Genomic DNA, 23371 nt, shown 5'->3' on the forward strand with positions numbered 1-23371 from the left:
GCCGCACTCTCTCCCGACCACACCAAGATCCGCGTCTCAGCATGTCATGCCGGAATCGGAAGCTCCCCTTCGACCCTGCCCAGTCCCGCTAGTCCCGCCGGCCGGTCCCCTCGATGTGCTCCCGCACCTGTTCCGGCGTCAGATAGGCGTCCGTGTACTCGAAGTCCTTCAGCCGGGCGGCCTTGCGGGTCTGGAAGCCGGTCCGCACGAAGTCGTCGCCGGCCACCGCGTTGAGCAGCCAGTTCGTCATCACCCGGGTCTTGGCCACGTTGGTGCGCAGGGCCGACCAGTGGTAGCCGCGGGCGACGGCCTGGGCGGGCAGGCCGCGCAGTTCGATGCCCAGCGGCTTGGAGACCGCGTCGGTGCCGCCGAGGTCGACGACGAGTCCGAGGTCCTTGTGGACGTAACGCTGCATCGACTGTCCCCGCAGCGCCGCGATGACGTTGTCGGCGACATGCTTGCCCTGCCGCAGGGCGTGCTGCGCGGTGGGCGGGCACATGGCGCCGTCGTCGCCCTTGGCCAGATCGGGCACGGCGGCCGAGTCGCCGAGCGCGAACACGCCGTCGCTGCCCGGCAGGTTCATCTCGGGGGCGACCGCGAGCCGTCCCTTGACCGTCTCGGCGCCGAGCGTGGCGATGAGGGGGCTGGCGACGACCCCGGCGGTCCAGATGAGCGTGCGGGTCGGGATCACCCGCCCGTCGGTGAAGGTGACCTCCTCGGGGCCCGCCTTCGCGATGGAGACGCCCAGGGAGATCTCGATGCCCCGCCGCCGCAGGATCTCCTGCGCGCTGCTGCCGAGCTTCTCGCCGAGCTCCGGCATCAGCTTCGGCGCGATGTCGATCAGATGCCACTTGATCAGCCCCGGGTCCAGCCGCGGGTAGCGCTTCACGGCGGCATGCGTCAGACGCTGCAGGCACGCCGCGGTCTCGGTGCCCGCGTAGCCGCCGCCGACCACCACGAACTGCAGCCGCGAGGCCCGCTCGTCCGGGTCCTGGCTCGCGTCGGCCAGATCCAGCTGCGAGATGACGTGGTCACGGACGTACGCCGCCTCGGCGAGCGTCTTCATCCCGAACGCGTGCTCCGTCAGACCCGGAATGTCGAAGGTACGGGTGATGCTGCCGGGGGCCAGCACGATGTAGTCGTACGGCTCGTTGACGATCTGGTCGGTGATGGTGCGGATCACGCAGACCTTGGACTTCAGGTCGACGCCGACGGCCCCGCCCGGAATGATCCGCGTGCGGTACTTCTTGCTGCGGCGCAGGGACACGGCGATCGACTGCGGCGTCAGCACGCCGGAGGCGACCTGGGGAAGCAGCGGCAGGTAGAGCTGGTAGGCGAACGGCGTCACCAGCGTGACGTCGGCCTCGTCCGGGGAGAGTTTCCGTTCCAGACGGCGGACGCACTCCACGCCGGCGAAGCCTGCGCCAACCACCAGGATCCTGGGTCGTGTCACGGTGTTCATCCCTTTCTGCGGCTCCAGGCGGTCTGCCTCGAACGCCTTCCGACTGCCCCTGGATCGCCGGTTCGCACCCCTTCGATCCCACCGCGTGTCCGACCGGGACGCCAGCCGGACGCGGCATGCAGACGAACGCGTCGATCACCACCATGCCCGCCCCATGGCCGAAAAGCACCAGGCGGGAGTGAAGAACGCGTGCAAGGCACGGCCTGCCGGACGCCGGCCGGACCACGCCGTCAGGACGTGGCGTCCCCGTGGAGATGACACAGCAACAGACACACGTCGTCGTCGCGCTCGGAATCGCTCAGCAGCGGAGGCAGGAGCCGGTCCGCCGAGCCCTCCAGATCCGCGTCAAGCTCCGCGGAACGGAACCCGCCGAGCGCCGTGGCCAGCCGCTCGATGCCCGGGTCTATGCCCTGCGCGCGCCGTTCGACCAGCCCGTCCGTGTACAGCGCGAGCGTCGACCCGGGCTCCACGTGCTCCGTGTGGTCGGCGATCTCCTGGGTGAGCGGGATGCCGAGCATGGCGCCGGGTTTGGCGTCGAGCGTGCGCACGGTCCCGTCCGGCAGCCGCAGCACCGGAGGCGGATGCCCCGCGGCAGCCCAGGTCAGGGTGGGCTCGTCCGGGTGGAAGCGCGCGATGACGGCGGTGGCGTACAGGTCGGGCTGCAGATGGTGCAGGAACCGGTGCAGCCGGGTCAGCAGCCGGCCCGGGCTGTCGCCGTCGACGGCGTACGCCCGCAGCGCGGTGCGCAGCTGGCTCATCATGACGGCCGCGTGCAGCCCGTGCCCGGTCACATCGCCGATGACGGTGATGAGACCGCCGTCCCGCTGGCGGAACGCGTCGTACCAGTCACCGCCGATGTTCATCCCGTGCGTGGCCGGCAGATACCGGGCGGCCAGGCTCAGGCCCGGCGTCGTCGGCAGGTCCGTGAGCAGGGCGCGCTGCAGCGTCTCGGCGATGTCGCGGTTGTGCTCGAAGCGCCGGGCGTTGTCGATCGCGATGCTGGCCCGCCGGGTCAGCTCGATGAGCATCACCGCGTCGTCCGGGTCCCAGCGCGCACCGGGCGGCGACAGGGTCAGGACTCCCAGCGGCGCCCGCCGCGTCGGCAGCGGCACACACAGCAGCGGCCGCCCGGGATCCAGCGCCGACGGCGGCTGGTCCTCGACGCCGGGCAGGCCACCCGGATGGTCGGCGGCGTACTGGGGCCGGCCGGTCCGGGCCGCGACCACGGCGGCTGCCGGATGCGGCGCCGACCCGTGCCGGTCGTCCTCGTGGTCGAACAGCCAGATGTCGACGCTGCGCGCGTACTCCGGCACCAGCAGGTCCGGCAGCCGGCGGACGATCTCCTCGTGGTTGAGCGAGGCCGTCAGCACGGCACTCGCGTCCGCGAGGAACGTCAGCCTGCGGCGGGCGCTCTCCGCCTCGGTGCGGGCCCTGCGCTCGGCGGCGAAGGCCTCGCGCTGGGCCCGCCCGGCAGCGTCCAGCTCCGCGTGCAGCGCCAGGACGCCCTGGTTCGTCTGGTGCAGCTCCTCCCGGTGGAAGGAGACCAGGTCCTCCTGCTCGGTGAGCTTGTCCAGCACCACGGCCGTGTCCTCGTCGGCACCGAGCAGTGCCTCCGCGAGGGCGGCCGGGTCGTCCGCGACGCTGCCGCTCTCCCCGGCCCGGGCCGCCTCGGGGCAGGGGACCGTGACCTCCCACGGCGGCTCCCCGGCCGCGGCGGACGCCTCCGGCGACGGGGTCACCACGGCGTGCAGCAGCCCCTCCTCGGCGGGCGAGCCGGCCAGGTCCGTCGTGAGCAGCCAGGTGCCGCCCTTGGTGAGGCACTGGCGCAGGTGGGCGCTGAGCGCGGCGGCCAGCCTCGTCCGCTCGACGGTGGGCACACCGTACGCGGCGGCCAGGCGCGCGAGGGCGATGCGGGCACGTGCCGCATCGGTGACGGTGGTGATCTGCCAAGTGCGCATCATGGGCGTTCCGGCGGGGTCGGAGTCAGCACGGCCACGGCGGTGTCGTCCCGCACCGGCCGGGCGGGACTGCTCGCGTCACGTATCGTCACGGCGGCCGTCACGGCCGGGTCGGCCGCGGGCAGCCCGGCGCCGGACGGCGGCGTCCAGCGGCTGGGCAGGCCGTCGGTGTGCAGGATCAGCAGCCGGTCGTCCGCCCAGTCGGCCTCCTCCTCGCGGAGGGTGCCGGGCCGGTGGACGCCGACGATGCCGGGCCGCGACAGCAGATGGCGCCAGGTGCCGTCCGTGCGCAGCCGCGCCCCCACGTTCCCGATGCCGGCGAACCGCAGCCGCCCGGCCCGCAGATCGAGCTGCGCCACGGCGACGGCCGCGCCCCGGGTGCCCTTCAGCGCGTCGTGCAGTTGCCGCAGCACCTCGGCGGGGGAGAGGTGGGCCCAGCGGTGCAGCGCCACGACCGCGGCCGACGAGGCACGAGCGGCCTCCGGACCGTGCCCCAGACCGTCCGCCAGCATCAGCGTCACCCGCTCCCCGGCCCGCACCCACGCCCAGGCGTCGCCCGAGCACTCGGCTCCGGCGTAGGGGATGTTCACGCCTCCGGCCCGCACAGGGGCGAGGGGAGCGGGGTCGTCGTACGACGATCCGGGCCGCCCTTCCTGCCCGGGCACATCGGAGACCGGCCGGGACCAGGTCCTGTCCCCGGCCTGCCCGGCGCCCGGCTCGCCGGCCACCTTCGCGTGCCCCGTCCGGCTGCCGCACGCCATGGCTCCGCCCGGCGGGCGGCCACCCTCCGAGGCACCTCCCGGCACGCCCGCCGGCCGCAGCGCGCCGCCGGAAACTCCGCCACCGGACCACCCCGGCACGGCACCACCCGGCGTGTCGGCCCCGGGCATGTCACCCCAGCTTCCCGAGACCCCGTCGGCCCACACGCGCACAGCCGGCCCGGCGGGCGTGCCGTCAGCGCGGGGCGTGGCGCCCACGCGCGCCACCGCGACCGTGCCGCGGCCGGGCGTGCTGTGCAGGCCGAAGTCGTCGGCGAGACGCAGACACGTGCCGAGGCCCGCGCCGAGCGAGCGGGTCGTGGAGAAGCCGTCGCGCAGCGCCGCGGGCACGTCGGCGATGCCCGGGCCGTGGTCGATCGCGGTGATCTGCACGACCCGGGACTCGTCACGTCCCTCCCGCAGCACGGTCGGCGCCACGACGTCGATGAGCACCTGACCACCCTCGGCGTGCTTGAGCAGATTCGTGGCGAGCTCGGTCGCGACCAGCGCGGCGGCCGCGGTGCGCCGCTCGTCGAGGCCGGCCAGCGCGGCCGCGTCCTCCGCGGCGACCCGCGCGTCGCGCACCCGCGTCGAGTCGCGTACCGGGACGTCCCACACGCGCGGCATCAGACCTCCTCGCGCGGACGCGGCGGGTGGGCGACCCAGCAGGTCACCCGCACGGTGGTGCCGCCGCCCGGCGTGGTGTCGACGTGGAAGTCGTGCACCAGGCGCCGCGCGCCGCTCAGCCCCATCCCCAGCCCGCCGCCGGAGGTGTAGCCGTCGCTGAGCGCCCGGTCCAGGTCGGCGATGCCCGGCCCCTCGTCGGTGAAGGCCAGCCGCAGGCCCCGCGCACCCGCGCTGCTGACGTGCGTCGCCTCCATCTGCCCGCCACCGCCGTGCACCAGGGTGTTGCGGGCCAGCTCGCTGGCCGCGGTGACCAGCTTGGTCTGCGCCACCAGGCCGAAGCCGAGCAGGGCCGCGGCCTGCCGCACATGCTGTCGCACCCACACCAGGTCCAGGTCCGACCGGATGGGCAGGCAGGCCTCCACGCCCGCGGCAGTGTGCATCACAAACTCTCCTGACGCGGGCCGCCGGGACGGGTCACCGGCTGCTGCTGCGTGAGGAGCTCCATGCCCGCCTCGGTGCTGAGCGCGGTGCGCAGCCCCGGCAGCGTCAGCCCCAGTTCCACCAGGGTGATCGCGACCGCCGGGCGCATGCCGGCCACCACGGTCCGCGCGGCCAGCAGCTTGGCCTGCGCGGCGATCTCGGCCAGCACCCGGCCGAGGAAGGAGTCGACGATCTCCACGCCGGAGATGTCGATGAGGACACCGCGCACCCCGGTACGGGAGATCGTCTCCGCGAGGTCCTGCTGGAGCTGCTGCGCCGTGCTGTCGTGCAGGTCCCCCTGGAGCGTGACCAGGAGGACGTCGCCGAGCCGCAGGACCGGCACATGGCCCGTGACGGGACGGAGGAAGGCGTCGCTCACCGCTGTCCCGTACCCGCGTTCACGATGCCCGCGCCGAGCTGGTGCAGCGCGTACCCCAGCGCGTCGGCGAGGTTCGCACGGGTGATCACGTCCAGGTCCAGACCGAGGTGGACGATGGTCTGCGCGATGGCGGGCCGGATGCCGGAGACGATGCACTCGGCGCCCATCAGCCGCGCGGCGGCCACGGTCTTCATCAGGTGCTGCGCCACCAGCGAGTCGACCGTGGGCACGCCGGTGATGTCCAGAATCGCGAACCGGGCGTGCTGGTCGACGACGGCGTCCAGCAGCGTCTCCATGACCACCTGGCTGCGAGCGCTGTCGAGCGTGCCGATCAGCGGCACGGCCACGATGCCGTCCCACAGCCGGATGACGGGCGTGGCCACCTCCATCAGCTGCAGCCGCTGCCGGTCGCTGAGCGCCTCCCACTCGCTCAGCGCCGTCTGCATGGCCACCAGCCGCAGGGTGCCCATCAGCACGGCGAACGCCGTCGAACACGCCCGCAGGTGCTCGGGCGGCGCCTGCTCCAGGTCGGCGGCCAGCAGGTTCTCGACGGGCGGCCGCAGGGCGGCCAGCTCGCTGGAGACCTGGGTGTTGGACAGCCCGGCACGGGAACGGGCCGCGCCCATCCGGGCCAGCTGCTCCCGCACCCCGCTGAATCCCGCGGAGTCCGGGTCCTCCACCTGGTCCGAGTCGGCCACCTGCGCCAGCGCGTCCACGACGGCCTTGCCCGCTTCCACCGCCTCGTCGCGCGAGACCGTGAACACGGTGCGGAACAGCGGCTCGTCCGCCCACCGCTGGGCGATCTGTTCACGCCGGCGGTGCAGGAAGTCCCTGACCTCCCGCGTGGGCGTTTCGAGCTGTCCGTCCGCTTCCTGCTCCGGCACCTGGTTCTCTCCTCTTCCGCGTTGCGTCGACCGAGCCCGCTTCGGGAAACGAGAACGGCATGATCACACTTGCCGGGCGACAACTCTAACCATGCCCCGACCTCGTACGACACCGGATCCGGCGCAAGCGACGCGGAGCGAGGGCACCGGGTCGTCAGGCGCCCGCTTCCCCCGGCTCCTGGGGGGTGTCCGGCACTTCGTCGGCACGGGCCAGGGCCTCGTCCACGCTCTCCGATATGGGAACCGTGATGCTGACGCCCGTCAGGTCGAGTATGCGTCGCACGGCGGACGTCGGGCTGATGACGTGCACGCTGCCGGCGGTCTTGCGGGTCTCCTGGTACACGCGGAGGATGATGTTCATCCCCGATGAGTCCATGAAGGGGACGGACGACAGGTCGAGCAGGAAGTGCCGTCGGCCGTGGTGGAGTTGGTTGGCCAGATGGGCCTGGAACTCGGTCGCGGTGTCGACGTCCAGGTAGCCGTCGACCGTGATCAGGGCCACGTCCTCCCGGGGCAGCTCGACTTCCACGGACAGCGGGTTCTGGGCGAGGGGCACGGATACCTCCAACAAAAGCTACGGCCTGGGCTGGTCACCTCTCAGGGGTGACCGCGGTACGGGGCGATGCCGGTCGTGGGGCGGGCTCGACTGCCGTGTCTCATGCGCCTCCCTTCGTCACCGGGCTCCGTTTTCACCGCGCCCCCGCGATTACCCCGGAAGCCGCCCTCCATTCCCCCTGACCCGAATCTCTCCGAGACCTGCCGCTCCGCGTCGTACGGTGGCAGGGGTGTGCGCCGAATGCGCGTGCGGCAGGAGGGTAACTGCTGCTGTGGAACCGGGTGTGCGGGAACCGTCCGCCCGGGGATCCGCGATCCGCACACCGCGAAGGAGGATGGAGCAGCGTGGCCATCGACAGAATCTGGTCGTACGCGCCGGACAGCGGTCACGTCGAGGGGCAGGACCTGACCGGGTTCACCGTCGCCGCGACCGACGGCACGATCGGGCACATGGACCGCGAGGCCGCCCCGCACGGCATGCGGCACCTGGTCGTCGACACCGGAGTCTGGGTGTTCGGCCGCAGCGTGCTGGTGCCGGCCGGAGTCGTCATCGGCATCGACACAGAGGCCCGGAAGATCACACTGGCCTGTACCAGGGGAGACGCGAAGGAGGCCCCCCGCTTCCAGACGGACAGCGAGACCAGGGACCGGGAGTACCTGACGGCCGTGGGCGACTACTACGACCGGCTGCCGCCACGCGAGACGGCCTCGGTCTGAGACGGCCTCGGTCTGAGCCGGTCACGGGGGCTCCGCGCCCGTGACGCTCCCGGCTCACCAGGGCAGGAACACGTGCACGTCCTTGCCGCGCTCGTCGGCCACCACGCTGACCTGGTCGCACAAGGTGTGGATCAGGTGCCAGCCGATGCCGCCGCCCCCGCTGCGCGGATCGAAGGGCCGCGGGGCGGGCTCCGTGCTGCTGGTGTCGTGCACCACCACGTGCACCCCGTCGAAGGTCCGGCGCATCCGCAGCGCGAACGGCCCCGGGGCGTACTGGACCGCGTTGGCGGCCAGTTCCGTCACCACCAGCAGGATGTCGTCCCAGTACTCGGGGGCAGAGGGCGGCGAGGATCGTGCCAGGTCACGCAAGAACCCCTCAGCGGCCAGCCGCGCGCCGGTCACGTCGTGCGGCTCGCCCACGAAGCTGTTCGTGCGGCTCGGGATGTCCTCGGAGGTCAGTGCTTCGTCCCCACGCGGCTCGGTTGACATATCGCCTTTCCGGCCCGGTCGTCAGCAAGGGCTGCCGTCAGGGCTGTCGTCCTCTCTCTTGCGTCGCCACTGTCGTGTTCCCGTGCGAGCGCGGACTACGCGTCCGGTCCGCGTTCAACGGAACACGTTGTCCGAGTCGTCCCAGTGCGACGGATCCTCCGGAGTGCTCGGCCGCCCGGGACGCCTGCGCGACTCGTACATCGTGTCGATCTCGGCCGCGTAGTGCCGCACGATCTCGTCCCGGCGCAGCTTCATCGACGGTGTCAGCAGCCCGTTGGCCACGTCGAACGGCTCCGGCAGCACCCGGAACACCCGGATCGACTCCGAGCGCGACACGGCGCTGTTGGCCGCGGCCACGGCCCGCGCGACCTCCTCCCGCAGGGCGTTCTCCTCCCGCGCCTCCCGCATCTCGCCCTGCAGCGCCAGCGCCGCCCGCCAGTGCGCCAGGAACTCCGGATCCAGCGTGATCAGGGCGCCGACACAGGGCCGGTTGTCACCCACCACCACCGCCTGATGGATGAGCGGATGCATCCGCAGCCGCTGCTCCAGGGAGGCCGGGGCGACGCTCTTGCCGCTGCTCGTGATGATGATGTCCTTCTTGCGGCCGGTGATCGTCAGATAGCCCTCCGCGTCCAGTCGCCCGAGGTCCCCGGTGGCCAGCCAGCCCCCGCGCAGAGCGGCCCGGGTGCCGGCGTCGTCACCCACGTATCCCTGGAACACCGACGGGCCGCGCACCAGGATCTCCCCGTCGTCGGCGACCTGGATCTCCGTGCCCGGCAGCGCCTGCCCGACGGTCCCGGACTTCTCCCGGCCCAGCGGCTGCATCGTCACCCCGCCACTGGTCTCCGTCAGGCCGTAGCCGTCGTTCACGTAGATGCCGATGCCCTCGTAGAAGAGGGACAGGTCGCGGCTGAGGGGGGAGCCGCCGGATGTCGCCCGCCGCACCCGGCCGCCCAGCGCGGCCCGCAGCCTGCGGTACACCGTGCGGTCGTAGAGGGCGTGCTGGAGCCGCAGATCGAAACCGGGTCCGCGGCCCCGGCCCAGCCGCTGGCGTTCGAGGGCCGCGGCGAAGCCCCGCGCCGTCTCGGCGGCCCGCTCGAACAGCCCGCCGTGGCCCCCCTGCTGCGCCGTGCGCAGGAAGTTCTTGTAGATCTTCTCGAAGACCGACGGGACCGCGTAGAAGTACGTGGGCCGGAAGGAGCGCAGCGCCGAGAACAGCGCCTCCCCGCCGAGCTCGGCCTGGTGCCCCATCAGCAGGCCGCCGCGCACGCACAGGCCCTGGATCATGAGCCCGTACACATGGGAGAAGGGCAGGAACGCCAGCACGGAGCCCTGCTCCCCGCGCGCCGCCGCCGTCTGACCCCAGCCGGCCAGCAGCGTGTCGCAGGTCCCGGCCAGATTGCGATGGCTGAGGGCGCAGCCCAGGGCGTGGCCGGTCGTGCCGGAGGTGTAGGCGATGACGGCGGTGGAGTCCGGCAGCACGATGCGGCGCATCGAGTCGACCGTGGCGAGCGCCACGGACTCCCCGCGCACCGCCAGCTCCTCCAGCGCTCCCGCGTCCAGCTGCCAGACATGGCTCAGCAGCGGCAGCGCCGCGCACACCGAGCCGACGGTCATGACGCCCTGCTCGTCCTCCACCACCACGGCCACACAGCCGGAATCCCGCAGGATCCACTCCACCTGGTCGCGGGACGACGACGGGTAGACCGGGACGACCTCGGCGCCCACGGCCCACAGCGCGTAGCACAGGACGGTCCACTCGTACCGGGTGCGCGCCATGATCGCCACGCGGTGGCCCGGCGCGATCCCGGACGCGATCAGCCCCTTGGCCACGTCCACCACCTCGTCGCGCAGCTCGATCGCCGTCACCTCCTCCCAGACGGCGGAGGACGGGTCGGTGCGGCGGGCGAGCATCGGCCGGGTGGGTTCGCGGTCCGCCGTCTCGAAGACGCTGTCGGCGAGCCCGCCGGTCAGGGGCGAGAAGGCCGGTGGAGCGAGGGCCGTGTCGCGCATGCACTGCTCCTGACGTGTACGGGGTGTGACATTGCCGACGGGTACCGTCATCGGCGGTGCTCGAATGTAGTCGAGTCGGGACCCTTCGGGGTCGGGAAATACGGAAGTGACACCGCTGATGATCTCGGTGTGATCGAAGGGACGTGCGGGACGGCTCAGCCCTGGGTGTGGCGCACGCACTCGGTGACGACGTCCCGCAGGCTGCCCGTACGCTCCATCAGCTCGCGCTGAACCTGTGCGCCGTTGCCCTCGCGCAGCAGCTTCGCGCAGGCGGTCCGGGCACGGTCGAAGTCACCGGTGTCCGAGAGGGCCGGACCGACATGGTCCAGCAGGGCACGCACCACTGCCTCGGCGGGCATGCGCCGCATGGTCGCGGGGTGCAGCAGCTCGCCCGTCAGACCCGACCGGGCGGCCTGCCAGTAGGCCAGCCGCAGCAGGCTGACGCTGTGATCGAGGGGCTCCCGGCCCGCCCGCCACTCCCGTGCGGCGGTCTCGACGAGCCCGCGGACCAGGGTGGCGACCAGCGCGGCCGTGCCGGAGCGCAGACAGACGTCCGAGACCCGCACCTCCACCGTCGGATACTCCCGGGACAGCCGCGCGTCGAAGTAGATCATCCCGTCGTCGAGGATGACCCCGGTGGCGACCATCTCCGCGACCAGCCGGTGGTATCGCTCGGCCGAGCCGAAGATCCCGGTCGGACCGGCCGACGGCCAGCGCTGCCACACCCGGCTGCGGTAGCTGCTGTACCCCGAGTCGTGGCCCTGCCAGAACGGCGAGTTCGCGCTGAGCGCCAGCAGCACCTGCAGCCACGGCCGCACCCGGTCGATGACCGCCACGCCCTCCTCGTCGGACTCGACCGACACATGCACATGGCAGCCCATGACGAGCTGCTCCCGGGTGGCGATGCCGTAGCGCTCCGCCATCCACTGGTAGCGCTGGTTGACGCTTATGGCGGGGCTGACGGGCAGCGGGGAGGTGGCGAGCGCCGCGACGGTGCAGCCGATCTCCCCGGCGTGCCGGGCGGCCTCCTCGCGGCAGCGGACGATCTCCGCGCGCAGGCTCTCCATGGACGACTGCGGATGGGTGGCGAACTCCAGCATCTGCTCGTGGAGTTCCTTCTCGAAAACGTCCTGATCCGCGCCGTCCCGCGCCGCGTGGGCCAGCACCGCCGCGGACAGCGCCCGCGGCTCGCCGCTCTCCGGATCGACCAGGAGGAGTTCCTCCTCCACTCCGACGGTGCGCACCTGATGCCCGCCCTTCTGCGACCCTGCCGCGTCGTACCACCGGATCCTCCCGGTGGTACGACCCCCAGTGCCCCTCACGGGCGGGTCGGACACCTGGCGCGTCCGTGGGACGTCACGGAGCGAACGGCTTCAGCCACACGGTGGCCAGCGGAGGCAGCGTGATCCGGACCAGGCCGGCCTCCGGTTTGGCCGGATCCGGGTTGGTGACTCCGCTTCCGCCGTAGCGCGTGTCGTCGGTGTTGAGGGTCTCCTGCCAGGCGACGACGTCGTCCGGGACCCAGAGGCCGTAGTCGTGCCGGACGACGGGGGAGAAGTTCGACACCGCCAGCAGCGGACCGCCCTCGGCGTCGTACCGCAGGAACGCGAAGACGTTGTCGTCGGCCGAGTCCACCGCCACCCACCGGAAGCCCTCCGGACGGGTGTCGCACTGCCACAGCGCCGGCGTCGCCCGGTACGCCGTGTTCAGGTCACGCACCAGATCGCGCACGCCCCGGTGGTCGCCCGCAGAGTGGTAGCCGTCGTCGAGCAGCCACCACTCCGGCCCGTGCTCCACCGACCACTCGGCCCCCTGCGCGAACTCCTGCCCCATGAAGAGCAGCTGCTTGCCGGGGTGGCCCCACATGAAGCCGAGGTAGGCGCGGGTGCTCGCGCGCCGCTGCCACCAGTCGCCCGGCGCCTTCGACACCAGCGCCTGCTTGCCGTGCACGACCTCGTCGTGGGAGATCGGCAGGACGTAGTTCTCGCTGTACGCGTACACCATCGAGAAGGTCATCTCGTGGTGGTGGTACTTGCGGTGCACCGGCTCGTGGCTCAGGTACTCCAGCGAGTCGTGCATCCAGCCCATGTTCCACTTCAGCCCGAAACCGAGCCCGCCGGTGTCGGTCGGCCGGGTCACGCCGCCCCAGGCGGTGGACTCCTCCGCGATGGTGACCACGCCGGGAGCACGCCGGTACACGGTCGCGTTCATCTCCTGCAGGAACGCCATGGCCGCCAGGTCCTCCCGGCCGCCGTAGGCGTTGGGCTCCCACTGGCCGTCCTCGCGTGAGTAGTCGAGGTAGAGCATCGAGGCGACCGCGTCCACCCGCAGCCCGTCGATGTGGAACTCCTCGCACCAGTACACCGCGTTCGCCACGAGGAAGTTGCGCACCTCGGTGCGGCCGAAGTCGAACTCGTACGTGCCCCAGTCCGGGTGCTCGGCCCGCCGCCCGTCCCCGGGCTCGTACAGCGGGTCCCCGTCGAACCGGGCCAGCGCCCAGTCGTCCTTCGGGAAGTGCGCCGGCACCCAGTCCATGATCACGCCGATGCTGGCCCCGTGGCAGGCGTCGACGAAGAACCGGAAGTCGTCCGGGGAGCCCAGCCGGGCCGTCGGCGCGTAGAAGCCGGTGACCTGGTAGCCCCACGAGCCGTGGAAGGGGTGCTCGGCGACCGGCATCAGCTCGAGGTGCGTGAAGCCGAGGTCCTTGACGTACGCGGGCAGCTCCTCGGCGAGCTGCCGGTAGGTCAGCCCCGGGCGCCAGGACGGCAGATGCACCTCGTACACCGACATGGGCGCCTCGTGCACCGGCGTGTCGGCGCGGTGCGTCATCCACTCGGCGTCGGCCCACTCGTAGTGCGAGGCCGTCACGATCGACGCCGTGTTCGGCGGCTCCTCGGCGCGGCGGGCCATCGGGTCCGCCTTGAGGAAGCGGTGCCCGTACCGGGAGTGGATCTCGAACTTGTACGCGGTGCCCTCGCCGACGCCCGGCAGGAACAGCTCCCACACCCCGGAGGCGCCCAGGGACCGCATCGGGAACTGCGTCCCGTCCCAGTGGGTGAAGTCGGCGGCGACCCGCACGCCCTGCGCGTTCGGCGCCCACACCGTGAACCGGGTGCCGGTCACGCCCTCGTGGGTCATGGGCTCGGCGCCGAGCGCCTGCCACAGCTGCTCGTGCCTGCCCTCGCGGATCAGGTGCAGGTCGAGTTCGCCGAGCGCGGGCAGGAAGCGGTACGGGTCGTGTACCTCCTGCTCACTGCCCTCGTACGCCACGTGCAGCGTGTACTCCGGGATCGCCTCCAGCGGCAGCACGCCCGAGAAGAGGCCGTCGCCCTCCGAGACGAGGGCGGTGCGCTTCCCGCCGATCACGACGCTCACGGAGCGGGCGAAGGGACGCAGTGCCCGGAACACGATCCCGCCGGGGACCGGGTGGGCGCCTAGCAGCGCGTGCGGATCGTGGTGGGCGCCCGCCAGCAGGCGCCCGCGGTCCTCCGGGCTCAGGGCGGGCGCGGTCGCGCTCGGGACCGGGCCTGACGGCTCCGGGATTGAGGTGTCTCGCAGGGCCACGGCTCAGTCTCCTCTCACAGCGAGGCGCTCGATCGCCGCCATCGGTACAGGCAGCCAGTCGGGGCGGTGCCGTGCCTCGTACAGCACCTCGTACACGGCCCGGTCCGTCTCATAGGCGCGGAGCAGTCCGTGTTTCTTGCGCGGATCCCAGCCGGCGCGGGCGGCATAGCCCGCGCAGTAGGCCTCGCGGCAGCGCCGCGCCCACTCCGGGCGCCAGGGGCGGCGCTGCCGGGCGGCGTAGTCGAAGGAGCGCAGCATCCCGGCGATGTCCCGCACGGGGGAGTGGGCGCTGCGCCGTTCGGAGAGCGGCCGGGACGGCTCGCCCTCGAAGTCGATGACGAACCACTCACGCCCGGCCCGCAGCACCTGGCCCAGGTGCAGGTCGCCGTGGATGCGCTGGGCGGGCGGCCCGGGGTCGCAGGCGGTGAGTGCGGCGAACGCGGTCCGCAGGCCCGGCACGAACGGCTGGAGCGCGGGCACGCAGTGCGCGGCGGCGTCCAGCCGTTCGGTCATCGCCGTCGCCGTACGCCCGTTCTCCCCGGGCGCGCCGACCGGGAAGGCCGAGGCCAGCGCGAGGTGCACATCCGCCGTGGCCGCGCCGAGCGCCTGGGCCTGCACCGTGAAGTCGTCCCCGGCGGCCAGGGCGTGCAGCGCCAGCGTCCAGCCGTCGGAGGCGTCCCGCAGATACGGCTGGAGCACACCGAGCGTCGCCTTGAAGGGATGGTTCATCTGGAACCAGGCCACAGGCGCGGGGACGCGGTGGCAGCCCTGGCGGGCCAGCGCCCCGGGCACCTCCAGGTCCGGGTTCACGCCCGGCTGGATGCGCCGGAAGATCTTCAGGATGTACTCGTCGCCGTACACCAGCGAGGAGTTGGACTGCTCGGCGTCGAGCAGCCGCGGCACCAGTCCGGCGGGCACCCGCTGGTCCGGGTCGCAGTCGAAGCGCAGCGGGCCGGCCGTGCCGGGCTGGCGCAGCCGGTCAAGGAGCAGCTGGGACGAACGGGGGTCGTGCAGCGCGTCGTAGACCGTCAGCCCGGCCAGCGGCCCGTCCTGCACCCGCCCGATGAGTGCCCGGCCGAGGCGCGGCGACGGGTGCTCCCGTACGCCCAGCAGGAGCTGGTAGCAGTCGCCGGGCGGGGGAGCACCGCCGGGCGAGGGCACACCCGTGTGCCCGGCGTGCGCGGCGTGGACCAGCAGGTGCAGACAGCCCGGGAACAGCTCGGTCATCGACAGCAGGCCGAGCTCCGTGACGGGCCGGTCCTTGCCCGCGAACCAGCGCTGGCGGGGCAGCCAGTCGCGCAGCAGCGCGCCGAGCGACTCCATGGGTTCGGCCGGGCGCGTGAGGCTCGGACGGAGGGATACGGTCTTCGCCATGGTCACGCCTCCTTGTCCCGGCGCGTGCTCACAGTCGCCGTCCGATGCGGGATACGACTCGGGTGAGCCGGAACCAGTAGAAGCCGTGACCCCCGAGGGTCAGCAGATACGGCAGCTCCCCGATGGCCGGGAAGCGGACCCCGCCGAACAGCTCCACCGGATGGCGCCCGGCGAACTCGCGCAGATCGAGTTCGGTGGGCTGCGCGAACCGCGCGAAGTTGTTCACGCACAGCACCAGGTCGTCCTCGTACTCCCTGAGGAACGCCAGCACCGCCGGGTTGGAGGAGAGCAGCTCGGTGTACGTGCCGAGTCCGAAGGCGGGGTTCTGCTTGCGGATCTCGATCATGCGGTGGGTCCAGTGCAGCAGCGACGAAGGCGAGGTCATCGAGGCCTCGACGTTGGTCACCTGGTGGCCGTAGACCGGGTCCATGATCGCGGGCAGGAAGAGGCGGCCCGGGTCGCAGGTGGAGAAGCCGGCGTTGCGGTCGGGCGTCCACTGCATCGGTGTGCGCACCGCGTCCCGGTCGCCGAGCCAGATGTTGTCGCCCATGCCGATCTCGTCGCCGTAGTAGAGGATCGGCGAGCCCGGCAGGGCCAGCAGCAGCGCGGTGAACAGCTCGATGGTGTGCCGGTCGTTGTCGAGCAGGGGAGCCAGGCGCCTGCGGATGCCGATGTTGGCGCGCATGCGGGGGTCCTTGGCGTACTCGGCCCACATGTAGTCGCGCTCTTCGTCGGTGACCATCTCGAGCGTGAGCTCGTCGTGGTTGCGCAGGAACATGCCCCACTGGCAGCCCGAGGGGATGGCGGGGGTCTTGGCCAGGATTTCCGAGACGGGGTAGCGGGACTCGCGTCGTACGGCCATGAAGATGCGCGGCATGACCGGGAAGTGGAAGGCCATGTGGCACTCGTCGCCGCCGCTCGCGAAGTCGCCGAAGTAGTCGACGACGTCCTCGGGCCACTGGTTGGCCTCGGCGAGCAGCACGGTGTCCGGGTACTGCGTGTCGATCTCCTTGCGCACCCGCTTCAGGAACGCGTGGGAGGCGGGCAGGTTCTCGCAGTTGGTGCCCTCGGCCGCGTACAGATAGGGCACCGCGTCCAGCCGGAACCCGTCGATGCCCAGGTCCAGCCAGAACTTCAGCGCGGCCAGGATCTCCTCCTGGACGCGCGGGTTCTCGTAGTTGAGGTCGGGCTGGTGGGAGAAGAAGCGGTGGAAGAAGTACTGACCGCGCACGGGGTCGTACGTCCAGTTCGACGTCTCCGTGTCGACGAAGATGATCCGGGCGTCCGGATAGCCCTTGTCGTCGTCGGCCCACACGTAGTAGTCGCCGTAGGGCCCGTCGGGGTCCTTCCGCGACTCCTGGAACCACGCGTGCTCGTCGCTGGTGTGGTTCATGACGAAGTCGATGATCACGCGCATGCCGCGCTGGTGGGCGGCGTCGACGAACTCCACGAAGTCGGCGAGGTCGCCGAACTCCGGCAGCACGGCCGTGTAGTCGGAGACGTCGTAGCCGCCGTCGCGCAGGGGCGACTTGAAGAACGGTGGCAGCCACAGGCAGTCGACGCCGAGCCACTGGAGGTAGTCCAGCTTGGCGGTCAGGCCCTTCAGGTCCCCGACACCGTCGCCGTTGCTGTCCTGGAACGAGCGGACGAGCACCTCGTAGAAGACGGCGCGCTTGAACCACTCCGGGTCCCGGTCCCTGACGGGGGTGTCCTCGAAGGTGTCCAGCACGGGCTCGTTCACGGTCATGACGTTCCTGCCCCTCCGATCGCTTGCGCGGCGGGCGGTGACAGGACGTGGAAGACGTGCGCGGGAGCCCGCCCCGGCTCGAGACGCACGTAGTTGTTCCTGCTCCAGTGGTAGGTCTCGCCGGTGAGCTCGTCCCGCACCGGCACCGACTCGTGCCAGTCCAGGCCGAGTTGCGGCATGTCCAGCGAGACCGTCGCCTCCTGGGCGTGGTGGGGGTCGAGGTTGGCGACCACCAGGACGACGTCGTTTCCCGTGCGCTTGCTGTACGCGATGAGGGCGTCGTTGTCGGTGTGGTGGAAGCGGAGATTCCTGAGCCGGTGCAGGGCCGGGTGGTCCCGGCGGATGGTGTTGAGCCTGGTCAGCAGGGGGGTGAGGGTGCGTCCCTCGCGTTCGGCGGTGTCCCAGTCGCGGCGGGTGAGCTGGTACTTCTCCGAGTTGAGGTACTCCTCGCTGCCCTGCCTGAGGGGGGTGTTCTCGCACAGTTCGTAGCCGGAGTAGATGCCCCAGGTCGGGGAGAGGGTCGCGGCGAGGACGGCCCGGACCTCGAAGGCGGGGCGTCCGCCCTGCTGGAGGTAGGCGTGCAGGATGTCGGGGGTGTTGGCGAAGAAGTTCGGCCGCATGTAGGTCGCGGCCTCGCCGGAGAGTTCGGTGAGGTAGTCGGTCAGTTCCCGCTTGGTGTTGCGCCAGGTGAAGTAGGTGTAGGACTGCTGGAAGCCGATCTGGGCCAGGGTGGCCATCATGGCCGGGCGGGTGAAGGCCTCGGCCAGGAAGATCACGTCGGGGTCGGTGCGGTTGACGTCCGCGATGACCCGCTCCCAGAAGACGACCGGCTTGGTGTGCGGGTTGTCGACGCGGAAGATCCGCACGCCGGTGTCCATCCAGTGCCGCAGGACCCGCACGGTCTCGGCGATCAGGCCGTCCAGGTCGGCGTCGAAGGCGATGGGGTAGATGTCCTGGTACTTCTTGGGCGGGTTCTCGGCGTAGGCGATGGTGCCGTCGGGGCGGTGGTGGAACCACTCGGGATGCTTCTGCACCCAGGGGTGGTCGGGGGAGCACTGCAGGGCGAAGTCCAGGGCCACCTCCATGCCCAGGTCCCGGGCCTGGCCGACGAACCAGGTGAAGTCCTCCAGGGTGCCCAGGGCGGGGTGGACGGCGTCGTGGCCGCCCTCGGGGGAGCCGATCGCCCAGGGCACGCCGACGTCGTCGGGGCCGGGGGAGAGGGTGTTGTTCTTGCCCTTGCGGAAGGTCGTGCCGATCGGGTGGATCGGGGGCAGGTAGACCACGTCGAAGCCCATCGCGGCGATCGCCGGGAGGCGGCGGGCGGCGGTGCGGAACGTGCCGTGCGGCTGCTGCCGGGTGCCCTCGGAGCGGGGGAAGAACTCGTACCAGGAGCCGTACAGGGCCCGCTCCCGCTCCACCAGCAGCGGCAGGGGCTCGGAGGTGGTGACCAGGTCCCGCAGCGGATGCCGGGCCAGCACCTCCTCCACCTCAGGCGTCAGCGCCGCCGCCAGCCGCGCCGGAGGAGGCAGTGAGTCGTCGCGCAGTGTCTGCGCCGCGCCCAGCAGCACGCCGCGGCCGTCGTTCTTCGGAACGCCCGCCGCTGCCCGCTCGTAGAGGTCGGCGCCCTCCTCCAGGACCAGGCCCGGGTCGATGCCGGCCGGCACCTTGATGCCCGCCGCACGGCGCCAGGTGGCCACCGGATCGCTCCAGGCCTGCACCCGGTACGACCAGCGGCCGACCGCGTCGGCGGTGACCTCGGCGCCCCACCGGTCGCTGCCCGGAGCCAGCTCCCGCATCGGCGTCCACGGTCCGGGGCGGCCCTCGGGATCCTTGAGCACGACATTGGCGGCCACCGCGTCGTGCCCCTCCCGGAACACGGTGGCGGTGACCTCGAACGTCTCTCCCACGACCGCCTTCGCCGGCCGGTTGCCGCTCTCCACGGCCGGTCGGACATCCCGTACGGGGATACGGCCGATGGCCCGGGTCCTACTCATGGTCCTCACCTCCACCGTGCTCGGAACCGGGCCCTCGGGGCCCGGTTCATGGGGACAAGATGTACGGAAAGGCCGTTACCTTCCCGCTGGGTACCGCCGCTCCGCCGCCGCCGGTGGTCGTCGTCGCACCGCGGTGGCCGGACGGGGTCGTTCGTTCTGTTCCTGCCGACAGGTGACCTGCTGTTCCTGCAGATAGGTGATCTGGTTCGTGCGCAGGTACCGCTCGGCCGCGTCCGCCGCCTCCCGTGCGCAGCGCTTGCCCATCAGCACGCAGAGCGTGTAGCCGGAGTCCTCGAACGTGGTCCGCACCGTGCGGTCGTTGGGTGCCGCGAGCATCACGCGTTCCCAGGCCCGGTAACGCCGCAACTGCCGGGCGACTTCGGCTTTGGCGGGTAGCAGCATGGCGCCGATCACCTTTCGGGCTCGAGGGGCACGGTCTCCCGACGGTCGGACGGCGGCCGCGCGCACAGCGCCACGGAACCGTCACGGCGATCGAGTTCTGTCACACATGGTGCATGTATGACCACTAAACGTCCTGTTAGAGCTTCAACCAGTGGCGCGTCCGGGTGAGAGGTTCAGGCCGTCAAGGTGCACCCGGTCGTGGCCCGACCGCCTCGGCCGTGCGCTCGTGTTGCACGAACGGGCTAGCCCCCTCACTCTGAGGGTGACTCAGAAGCGATACACGCTCACGTTCCGTGCTCGGGGCTCGTCCCGCAGGACTGCGGGAGCGAGGAGGAGCTGAGCCTCGCGGTGAGGAGCCGACCGATGAAGACCGCAGTGCCCTGCTACTACCACCTCGACGTGGAAGTCAGCCCGGAACGGGTGGGACAGGTCAGCCGCATTCTGGCCGCTCACCTGAAGTTCTGGGACCTGGACAACCTGATCCAGCCCGTCTGCGGCGGTGCCGAGATGCTGCTCGAGGCCATCGACGAACACGCCACGGACAAGAACACCTCGATCGAGATGTGGTGGAACGGGCAGCACCTGATCACCGCCATCGGGGACAACGACCGCGCCCTGCGCCCCGACCAGGAACTGCGAGGCTGCCTGGAGCACCTCGCGGCGATGAGCGACGGCTGGGGGTGCTGCGCCACCGAGACCGGCAGCAAGGTCATCTGGTTCTCGCAGCGCGCCCGCGCCGGCGAACGCGTCCCCCTGGTGCCGACCGCGCCCGCCCCGCGGGCGAGCGAGGGCCTCGACGTGCCCCGCGAGGTGCGCGTCGCACAGCTGGCCGGCCCGGCCGGCACGCCGGACGAGGTCCTGGAGGAGGCTCGGTGACCCGTCGGCAGAACCGGTCAGGGGCGTCCGCCTGGAGCGGGCGCCCCTACCCGCTGGGCGCGTCCTACGACGGGGAGGGCACCAACTTCGCCCTCTTCAGCGAGGTCGCCGAACGCGTCGAGCTGGTCCTCGTCGACGACGACGGCACCCACACCCGGGTGCCGCTGGCCGAGGTCGACGGCTTCGTGTGGCACGGCTACGTTCCCGGCGCCGGCCCGGGCACGCGCTACGGCTACCGCGTGCACGGCCCCTGGGCGCCGGCCGCCGGCCACCGCTGCAACCCGGCGAAGCTGCTGCTCGACCCGTACGCCCGCGCGGTGGACGGGCAGATCGACAACCACCCCTCGCTCCACGAGCGGAACCCGGACGGCCCCGACCCGGCCGACAGCGCCGGGCACACCATGCTCGGCGTGGTGACCGACCCGGCCTTCGACTGGGGCGACGACCACCCGCCCAGCCGCGCCTACGCCGACACCGTGATCTACGAGACCCACGTCAAGGGCTTCACCCGCACCCACCCCGGGGTGCCCGCCGAACTCCGCGGCACCTACGCCGGACTGGCGCACCCCGCGGCCGTCGAGCACCTCACCTCGCTCGGCGTCACGGCCGTGGAGCTGATGCCAGTCCACCAGTTCGTCCAGGACGGCGTGCTCCAGGGCCGCGACCTGGCCAACTACTGGGGCTACAACACCATCGGCTTCTTCGCCCCGCACAACGCCTACGCCGCGCACGGCACCCGCGGCCAGCAGGTCGCCGAGTTCAAGTCGATGGTGAAGACCCTGCACGCGGCCGGGCTCGAAGTGATCCTCGACGTGGTCTACAACCACACCGCCGAGGGCAACGAGAAGGGCCCCACCCTGTCGTTCCGCGGCATCGACAACTGCTCGTACTACCGCCTGGTCGACGGCGACTGGGAGCACTACTACGACACCACCGGCACCGGCAACAGCCTGCTGATGCGCCACCCCTACGTGCTCCAGCTGATCATGGACTCGCTGCGGTACTGGGTCACCGAGATGCATGTCGACGGCTTCCGCTTCGACCTCGCGGCCACGCTGGCCCGGCAGTTCCACGAGGTGGACCGGCTGTCGGCGTTCTTCGACCTCATCCAGCAGGACCCGGTGATCAGCCGCGTCAAGCTGATCGCCGAGCCGTGGGACGTCGGCGAGGGCGGCTACCAGGTGGGCAACTTCCCGCCGCTGTGGTCGGAGTGGAACGGCATGTACCGTGACGCGGTCCGGGACTTCTGGCGCGGCGAGGACCATACGCTCGGAGAGTTCGCCTCCCGGCTGACCGGCTCCTCCGACCTGTACGCGCACAGCCGGCGCCGGCCCCGCGCCAGCGTCAACTTCGTCACCGCGCACGACGGTTTCACCCTGCGCGACCTCGTGTCCTACAACGACAAGCACAACGAGGCCAACGGCGAGGACAACCGGGACGGCGAGAGCACCAACCGGTCCTGGAACTGCGGCGCCGAGGGACCGACCCGCGACCCGGCCGTACGGGAGCTGCGCACCCGCACGCAGCGCAACCTCCTCGCCACGCTGCTGCTGTCCCAGGGCATCCCGATGCTCTCCCACGGCGACGAACTCGGACGCACCCAGTGCGGCAACAACAACGCCTACTGCCAGGACAACGAGATCTCCTGGATCGACTGGCGGCTCACCGAGGAACAGCGCGACCTGCTGGAGTTCACCCGGTACCTCATCCGGCTGCGCACCGCGCATCCCGTGCTGCGCCGGCGCCGCTTCTTCCTGGGTGAGACCCTGACCCGCGCGGACCAGCCGCTGCCCGACCTGGTGTGGCTGGCGCCCGACGCCCGGGAGATGACCGACGACGACTGGCGGCGCGGCGACGCGCACTCGGTCGGCGTCTTCCTCAACGGCGACGCCATCGCCGAACCCGCCCCCCGCGGCCGGCCCGTCGTGGACGACTCCTTCCTGCTGCTGGCCAACAGCCACTGGGAGCCGGTGGACTTCCGCCTGCCGGACGCCGCCTACGGCGAACTCTGGTCGGCGCTGATCGACACCGCCGACCCGGACGGCGTCCCGGACGAGGCGGAGCACAAGGCGGGCACCGGCCTCACCGTCGGAGCGCGCAGCCTGGTCCTGCTGTCCCGGCCGTCCCGGAAGACGGGCTGAGCCGGCTCAGCGGCTGCGGCGCGACGTCACCGTGAACTGGGCGCCGTCGTGGTCGCGCAGCACGGCCTCGTCGCCGCCCTTGGACAGCACGCTGCCGCCGTGCAGCTCCGCCGTCCGGGCGCAGGCCTCCACGTCGTCGACGGTGAAGTGGACCTGCCAGTGCGGCCGGATCGTGGGGTCGGGGGCCGTCTCCAGCGCCCCCGACTCGATCCGCGCCACCACGTCACCGCGGCTGCGCAGTACGACCTCCCCGCCCTCGTAGTGGACCTCGCAGCAGCCGGGACGCTGCGTCGCCCAGTCGAGGATCTCGCCGTAGAAGATGGCCGCGTCGAAGGCGTCACGCGTGTGGAGGGTGATGAAGACCGGCTGCGCGTTGCGCCAGGTCTCCCAGTCGGTGAACAGGTCGCCCTCCCAGATCCCGAAGGTCGCCCCGTCCCGGTCGGCCAGCAGCGCCGCCCGCCCCGGCGGCAGGGAGAGCGGCCCGACCGCGACCGTGCCCATGCGTTCCTGCACCCGCGCCACCGCCTCGTCCGCGCTGCGCACCGCGAAGTACGGCGTCCACGCCACCGCCATCTGCCACATGGTCGCCACCCCCGCGACCCCGGCCACCGGCGAGCCGTCCGCCAACGCGATCCGGTGCCGGTCGCCCAGCTTGGCCGGCCGCCACCGCCAGCCCAGCACGGCACTGTAGAACTCCTCCGTCGCCTTGACGTCCCGGCTGGTCAGGCTCACCCAGCAGGGTGCACCGACCACGGAGTGTGATGAGACGACGTCCTTCGTGCCGGAGGAGGCGGGCATGTCGTGGTTCATGGTGTCGCGTCCTGATCTCGTCGGCCTGGCAGCCACCGGAGGATGTGCACCCAGTGTCCAACCGGAACCGCTGTGGGCGCCTGCCGAGTACCCCGGCGGCGACACGCAAACGGTGTCGTGCACCGGCCTGGTCCGCCCCGG

General features: G+C 71.7%; 19 protein-coding genes. 3 read left to right on the forward strand and 16 right to left on the reverse strand.

The window, feature by feature from the left end; translation table 11 throughout:
* Positions 1-88 precede the first annotated feature (88 nt).
* From ACZ6I3_RS15365 to ACZ6I3_RS15395, 7 genes are all read right to left on the reverse strand, one after another.
* Entirely contained in the window at positions 89-1462 is a 1374-nt protein-coding gene (locus ACZ6I3_RS15365) for an NAD(P)/FAD-dependent oxidoreductase (RefSeq protein WP_469414905.1), read from the reverse strand.
* A 230-nt stretch (positions 1463-1692) separates the two neighbouring features.
* Complete coding sequence (locus ACZ6I3_RS15370) at positions 1693-3423, reverse strand: PP2C family protein-serine/threonine phosphatase (RefSeq protein ID WP_469414907.1); 1731 nt, start codon at positions 3421-3423, stop codon at positions 1693-1695.
* The gene (locus ACZ6I3_RS15375) at positions 3420-4805 is read right to left on the reverse strand and encodes an anti-sigma regulatory factor (RefSeq protein ID WP_469414908.1); all 1386 of its coding nucleotides are present in this window, start codon (positions 4803-4805) and stop codon (positions 3420-3422) included. Before ACZ6I3_RS15375 ends, ACZ6I3_RS15370 begins: the two co-directional genes overlap by 4 nt.
* Entirely contained in the window at positions 4805-5245 is a 441-nt protein-coding gene (locus ACZ6I3_RS15380; RefSeq protein ID WP_469414910.1) for an anti-sigma regulatory factor, read from the reverse strand. Before ACZ6I3_RS15380 ends, ACZ6I3_RS15375 begins: the two co-directional genes overlap by 1 nt.
* On the reverse strand, positions 5245-5664 hold the full coding sequence (locus ACZ6I3_RS15385; RefSeq protein WP_469414911.1) for an STAS domain-containing protein: 420 nt from the start codon (positions 5662-5664) through the stop codon (positions 5245-5247). Before ACZ6I3_RS15385 ends, ACZ6I3_RS15380 begins: the two co-directional genes overlap by 1 nt.
* Positions 5661-6548, reverse strand: coding sequence for an STAS domain-containing protein (locus ACZ6I3_RS15390; protein ID WP_469414912.1), 888 nt, complete (start codon positions 6546-6548; stop codon positions 5661-5663). The genes ACZ6I3_RS15385 and ACZ6I3_RS15390 overlap by 4 nt, the downstream gene beginning before the upstream one ends.
* A 154-nt stretch (positions 6549-6702) precedes the next feature.
* A complete protein-coding gene (locus tag ACZ6I3_RS15395; RefSeq protein WP_469414914.1) occupies positions 6703-7104 on the reverse strand; it encodes an STAS domain-containing protein in 402 nt (133 codons plus the stop codon).
* A gap of 344 nt (positions 7105-7448) precedes the next feature.
* Between ACZ6I3_RS15395 and ACZ6I3_RS15400 the strand changes: the two genes are divergently transcribed.
* On the forward strand, positions 7449-7820 hold the full coding sequence (locus ACZ6I3_RS15400; protein ID WP_469414916.1) for a PRC-barrel domain containing protein: 372 nt from the start codon (positions 7449-7451) through the stop codon (positions 7818-7820).
* A gap of 54 nt (positions 7821-7874) precedes the next feature.
* On the opposite strand, the gene ACZ6I3_RS15405 is transcribed toward ACZ6I3_RS15400, so the two are convergent.
* The 8 genes from ACZ6I3_RS15405 to ACZ6I3_RS15440 all read right to left on the reverse strand — a co-directional run bounded on the left by ACZ6I3_RS15405 (position 7875) and on the right by ACZ6I3_RS15440 (position 19403).
* Positions 7875-8309, reverse strand: a complete 435-nt coding sequence (locus tag ACZ6I3_RS15405; RefSeq protein ID WP_469414917.1) for an ATP-binding protein — start codon at positions 8307-8309, stop codon at positions 7875-7877.
* Positions 8310-8423: 114 nt separating this feature from the next.
* Entirely contained in the window at positions 8424-10322 is a 1899-nt protein-coding gene (locus ACZ6I3_RS15410; RefSeq protein WP_469414918.1) for an AMP-dependent synthetase/ligase, read from the reverse strand.
* A 155-nt stretch (positions 10323-10477) separates the two neighbouring features.
* A complete protein-coding gene (locus ACZ6I3_RS15415; protein WP_469414919.1) occupies positions 10478-11566 on the reverse strand; it encodes a glutamate--cysteine ligase 2 in 1089 nt (362 codons plus the stop codon).
* 112 nt (positions 11567-11678) lie between these two features.
* Positions 11679-13886 carry a 1,4-alpha-glucan branching enzyme gene (gene glgB / locus ACZ6I3_RS15420; RefSeq protein WP_469414920.1) on the reverse strand — a complete coding sequence of 736 codons (2208 nt, stop codon included), beginning with the start codon at positions 13884-13886 and terminating at the stop codon, positions 11679-11681.
* Positions 13887-13889: 3 nt separating this feature from the next.
* A complete protein-coding gene (locus ACZ6I3_RS15425; protein WP_469414921.1) occupies positions 13890-15260 on the reverse strand; it encodes a maltokinase N-terminal cap-like domain-containing protein in 1371 nt (456 codons plus the stop codon).
* A gap of 28 nt (positions 15261-15288) precedes the next feature.
* Positions 15289-17007 carry a maltose alpha-D-glucosyltransferase gene (treS, locus tag ACZ6I3_RS15430; protein ID WP_469414922.1) on the reverse strand — a complete coding sequence of 573 codons (1719 nt, stop codon included), beginning with the start codon at positions 17005-17007 and terminating at the stop codon, positions 15289-15291.
* On the reverse strand, positions 17004-19001 hold the full coding sequence (locus ACZ6I3_RS15435) for an alpha-1,4-glucan--maltose-1-phosphate maltosyltransferase (RefSeq protein ID WP_469414924.1): 1998 nt from the start codon (positions 18999-19001) through the stop codon (positions 17004-17006). Before ACZ6I3_RS15435 ends, treS begins: the two co-directional genes overlap by 4 nt.
* 75 nt (positions 19002-19076) lie before the next feature.
* The gene (locus ACZ6I3_RS15440) at positions 19077-19403 is read right to left on the reverse strand and encodes a DUF5133 domain-containing protein (protein ID WP_469414925.1); all 327 of its coding nucleotides are present in this window, start codon (positions 19401-19403) and stop codon (positions 19077-19079) included.
* 363 nt (positions 19404-19766) lie between these two features.
* Here ACZ6I3_RS15440 and ACZ6I3_RS15445 point away from each other — a divergent pair, with 363 nt between their 5' ends.
* Positions 19767-20279 (forward strand): pep a2, encoded by a 513-nt coding sequence (locus ACZ6I3_RS15445; RefSeq protein ID WP_469414927.1) that lies wholly within the window; start codon positions 19767-19769, stop codon positions 20277-20279.
* Positions 20276-22420, forward strand: coding sequence for a glycogen debranching protein GlgX (gene glgX, locus ACZ6I3_RS15450; protein WP_469414928.1), 2145 nt, complete (start codon positions 20276-20278; stop codon positions 22418-22420). Before ACZ6I3_RS15445 ends, glgX begins: the two co-directional genes overlap by 4 nt.
* 6 nt (positions 22421-22426) lie before the next feature.
* Here glgX and ACZ6I3_RS15455 read toward each other — a convergent pair whose 3' ends face one another.
* Complete coding sequence (locus tag ACZ6I3_RS15455; protein WP_469414929.1) at positions 22427-23230, reverse strand: VOC family protein; 804 nt, start codon at positions 23228-23230, stop codon at positions 22427-22429.
* Between the last annotated feature and the right edge of the window lie 141 nt (positions 23231-23371).

It is taken from the genome of Streptomyces sp. NPDC041940, assembly GCF_055589465.1.

Bases quoted from the DNA above. Each gene is read 5' to 3' on its own strand.
- ACZ6I3_RS15365 (WP_469414905.1), bottom strand. From the start codon at position 1,462: ATGAACACCGTGACACGACCCAGGATCCTGGTGGTTGGCGCAGGCTTC.
- ACZ6I3_RS15370 (WP_469414907.1), bottom strand. From the start codon at position 3,423: ATGATGCGCACTTGGCAGATCACCACCGTCACCGATGCGGCACGTGCC.
- ACZ6I3_RS15375 (WP_469414908.1), bottom strand. From the start codon at position 4,805: ATGCCGCGCGTGTGGGACGTCCCGGTACGCGACTCGACGCGGGTGCGC.
- ACZ6I3_RS15380 (WP_469414910.1), bottom strand. From the start codon at position 5,245: ATGCACACTGCCGCGGGCGTGGAGGCCTGCCTGCCCATCCGGTCGGAC.
- ACZ6I3_RS15405 (WP_469414917.1), bottom strand. From the start codon at position 8,309: ATGTCAACCGAGCCGCGTGGGGACGAAGCACTGACCTCCGAGGACATC.
- ACZ6I3_RS15410 (WP_469414918.1), bottom strand. From the start codon at position 10,322: ATGCGCGACACGGCCCTCGCTCCACCGGCCTTCTCGCCCCTGACCGGC.
- ACZ6I3_RS15425 (WP_469414921.1), bottom strand. From the start codon at position 15,260: ATGGCGAAGACCGTATCCCTCCGTCCGAGCCTCACGCGCCCGGCCGAA.
- treS (WP_469414922.1), bottom strand. From the start codon at position 17,007: ATGACCGTGAACGAGCCCGTGCTGGACACCTTCGAGGACACCCCCGTC.
- ACZ6I3_RS15435 (WP_469414924.1), bottom strand. From the start codon at position 19,001: ATGAGTAGGACCCGGGCCATCGGCCGTATCCCCGTACGGGATGTCCGA.
- ACZ6I3_RS15440 (WP_469414925.1), bottom strand. From the start codon at position 19,403: ATGCTGCTACCCGCCAAAGCCGAAGTCGCCCGGCAGTTGCGGCGTTAC.
- ACZ6I3_RS15445 (WP_469414927.1), top strand. From the start codon at position 19,767: ATGAAGACCGCAGTGCCCTGCTACTACCACCTCGACGTGGAAGTCAGC.
- ACZ6I3_RS15455 (WP_469414929.1), bottom strand. From the start codon at position 23,230: ATGAACCACGACATGCCCGCCTCCTCCGGCACGAAGGACGTCGTCTCA.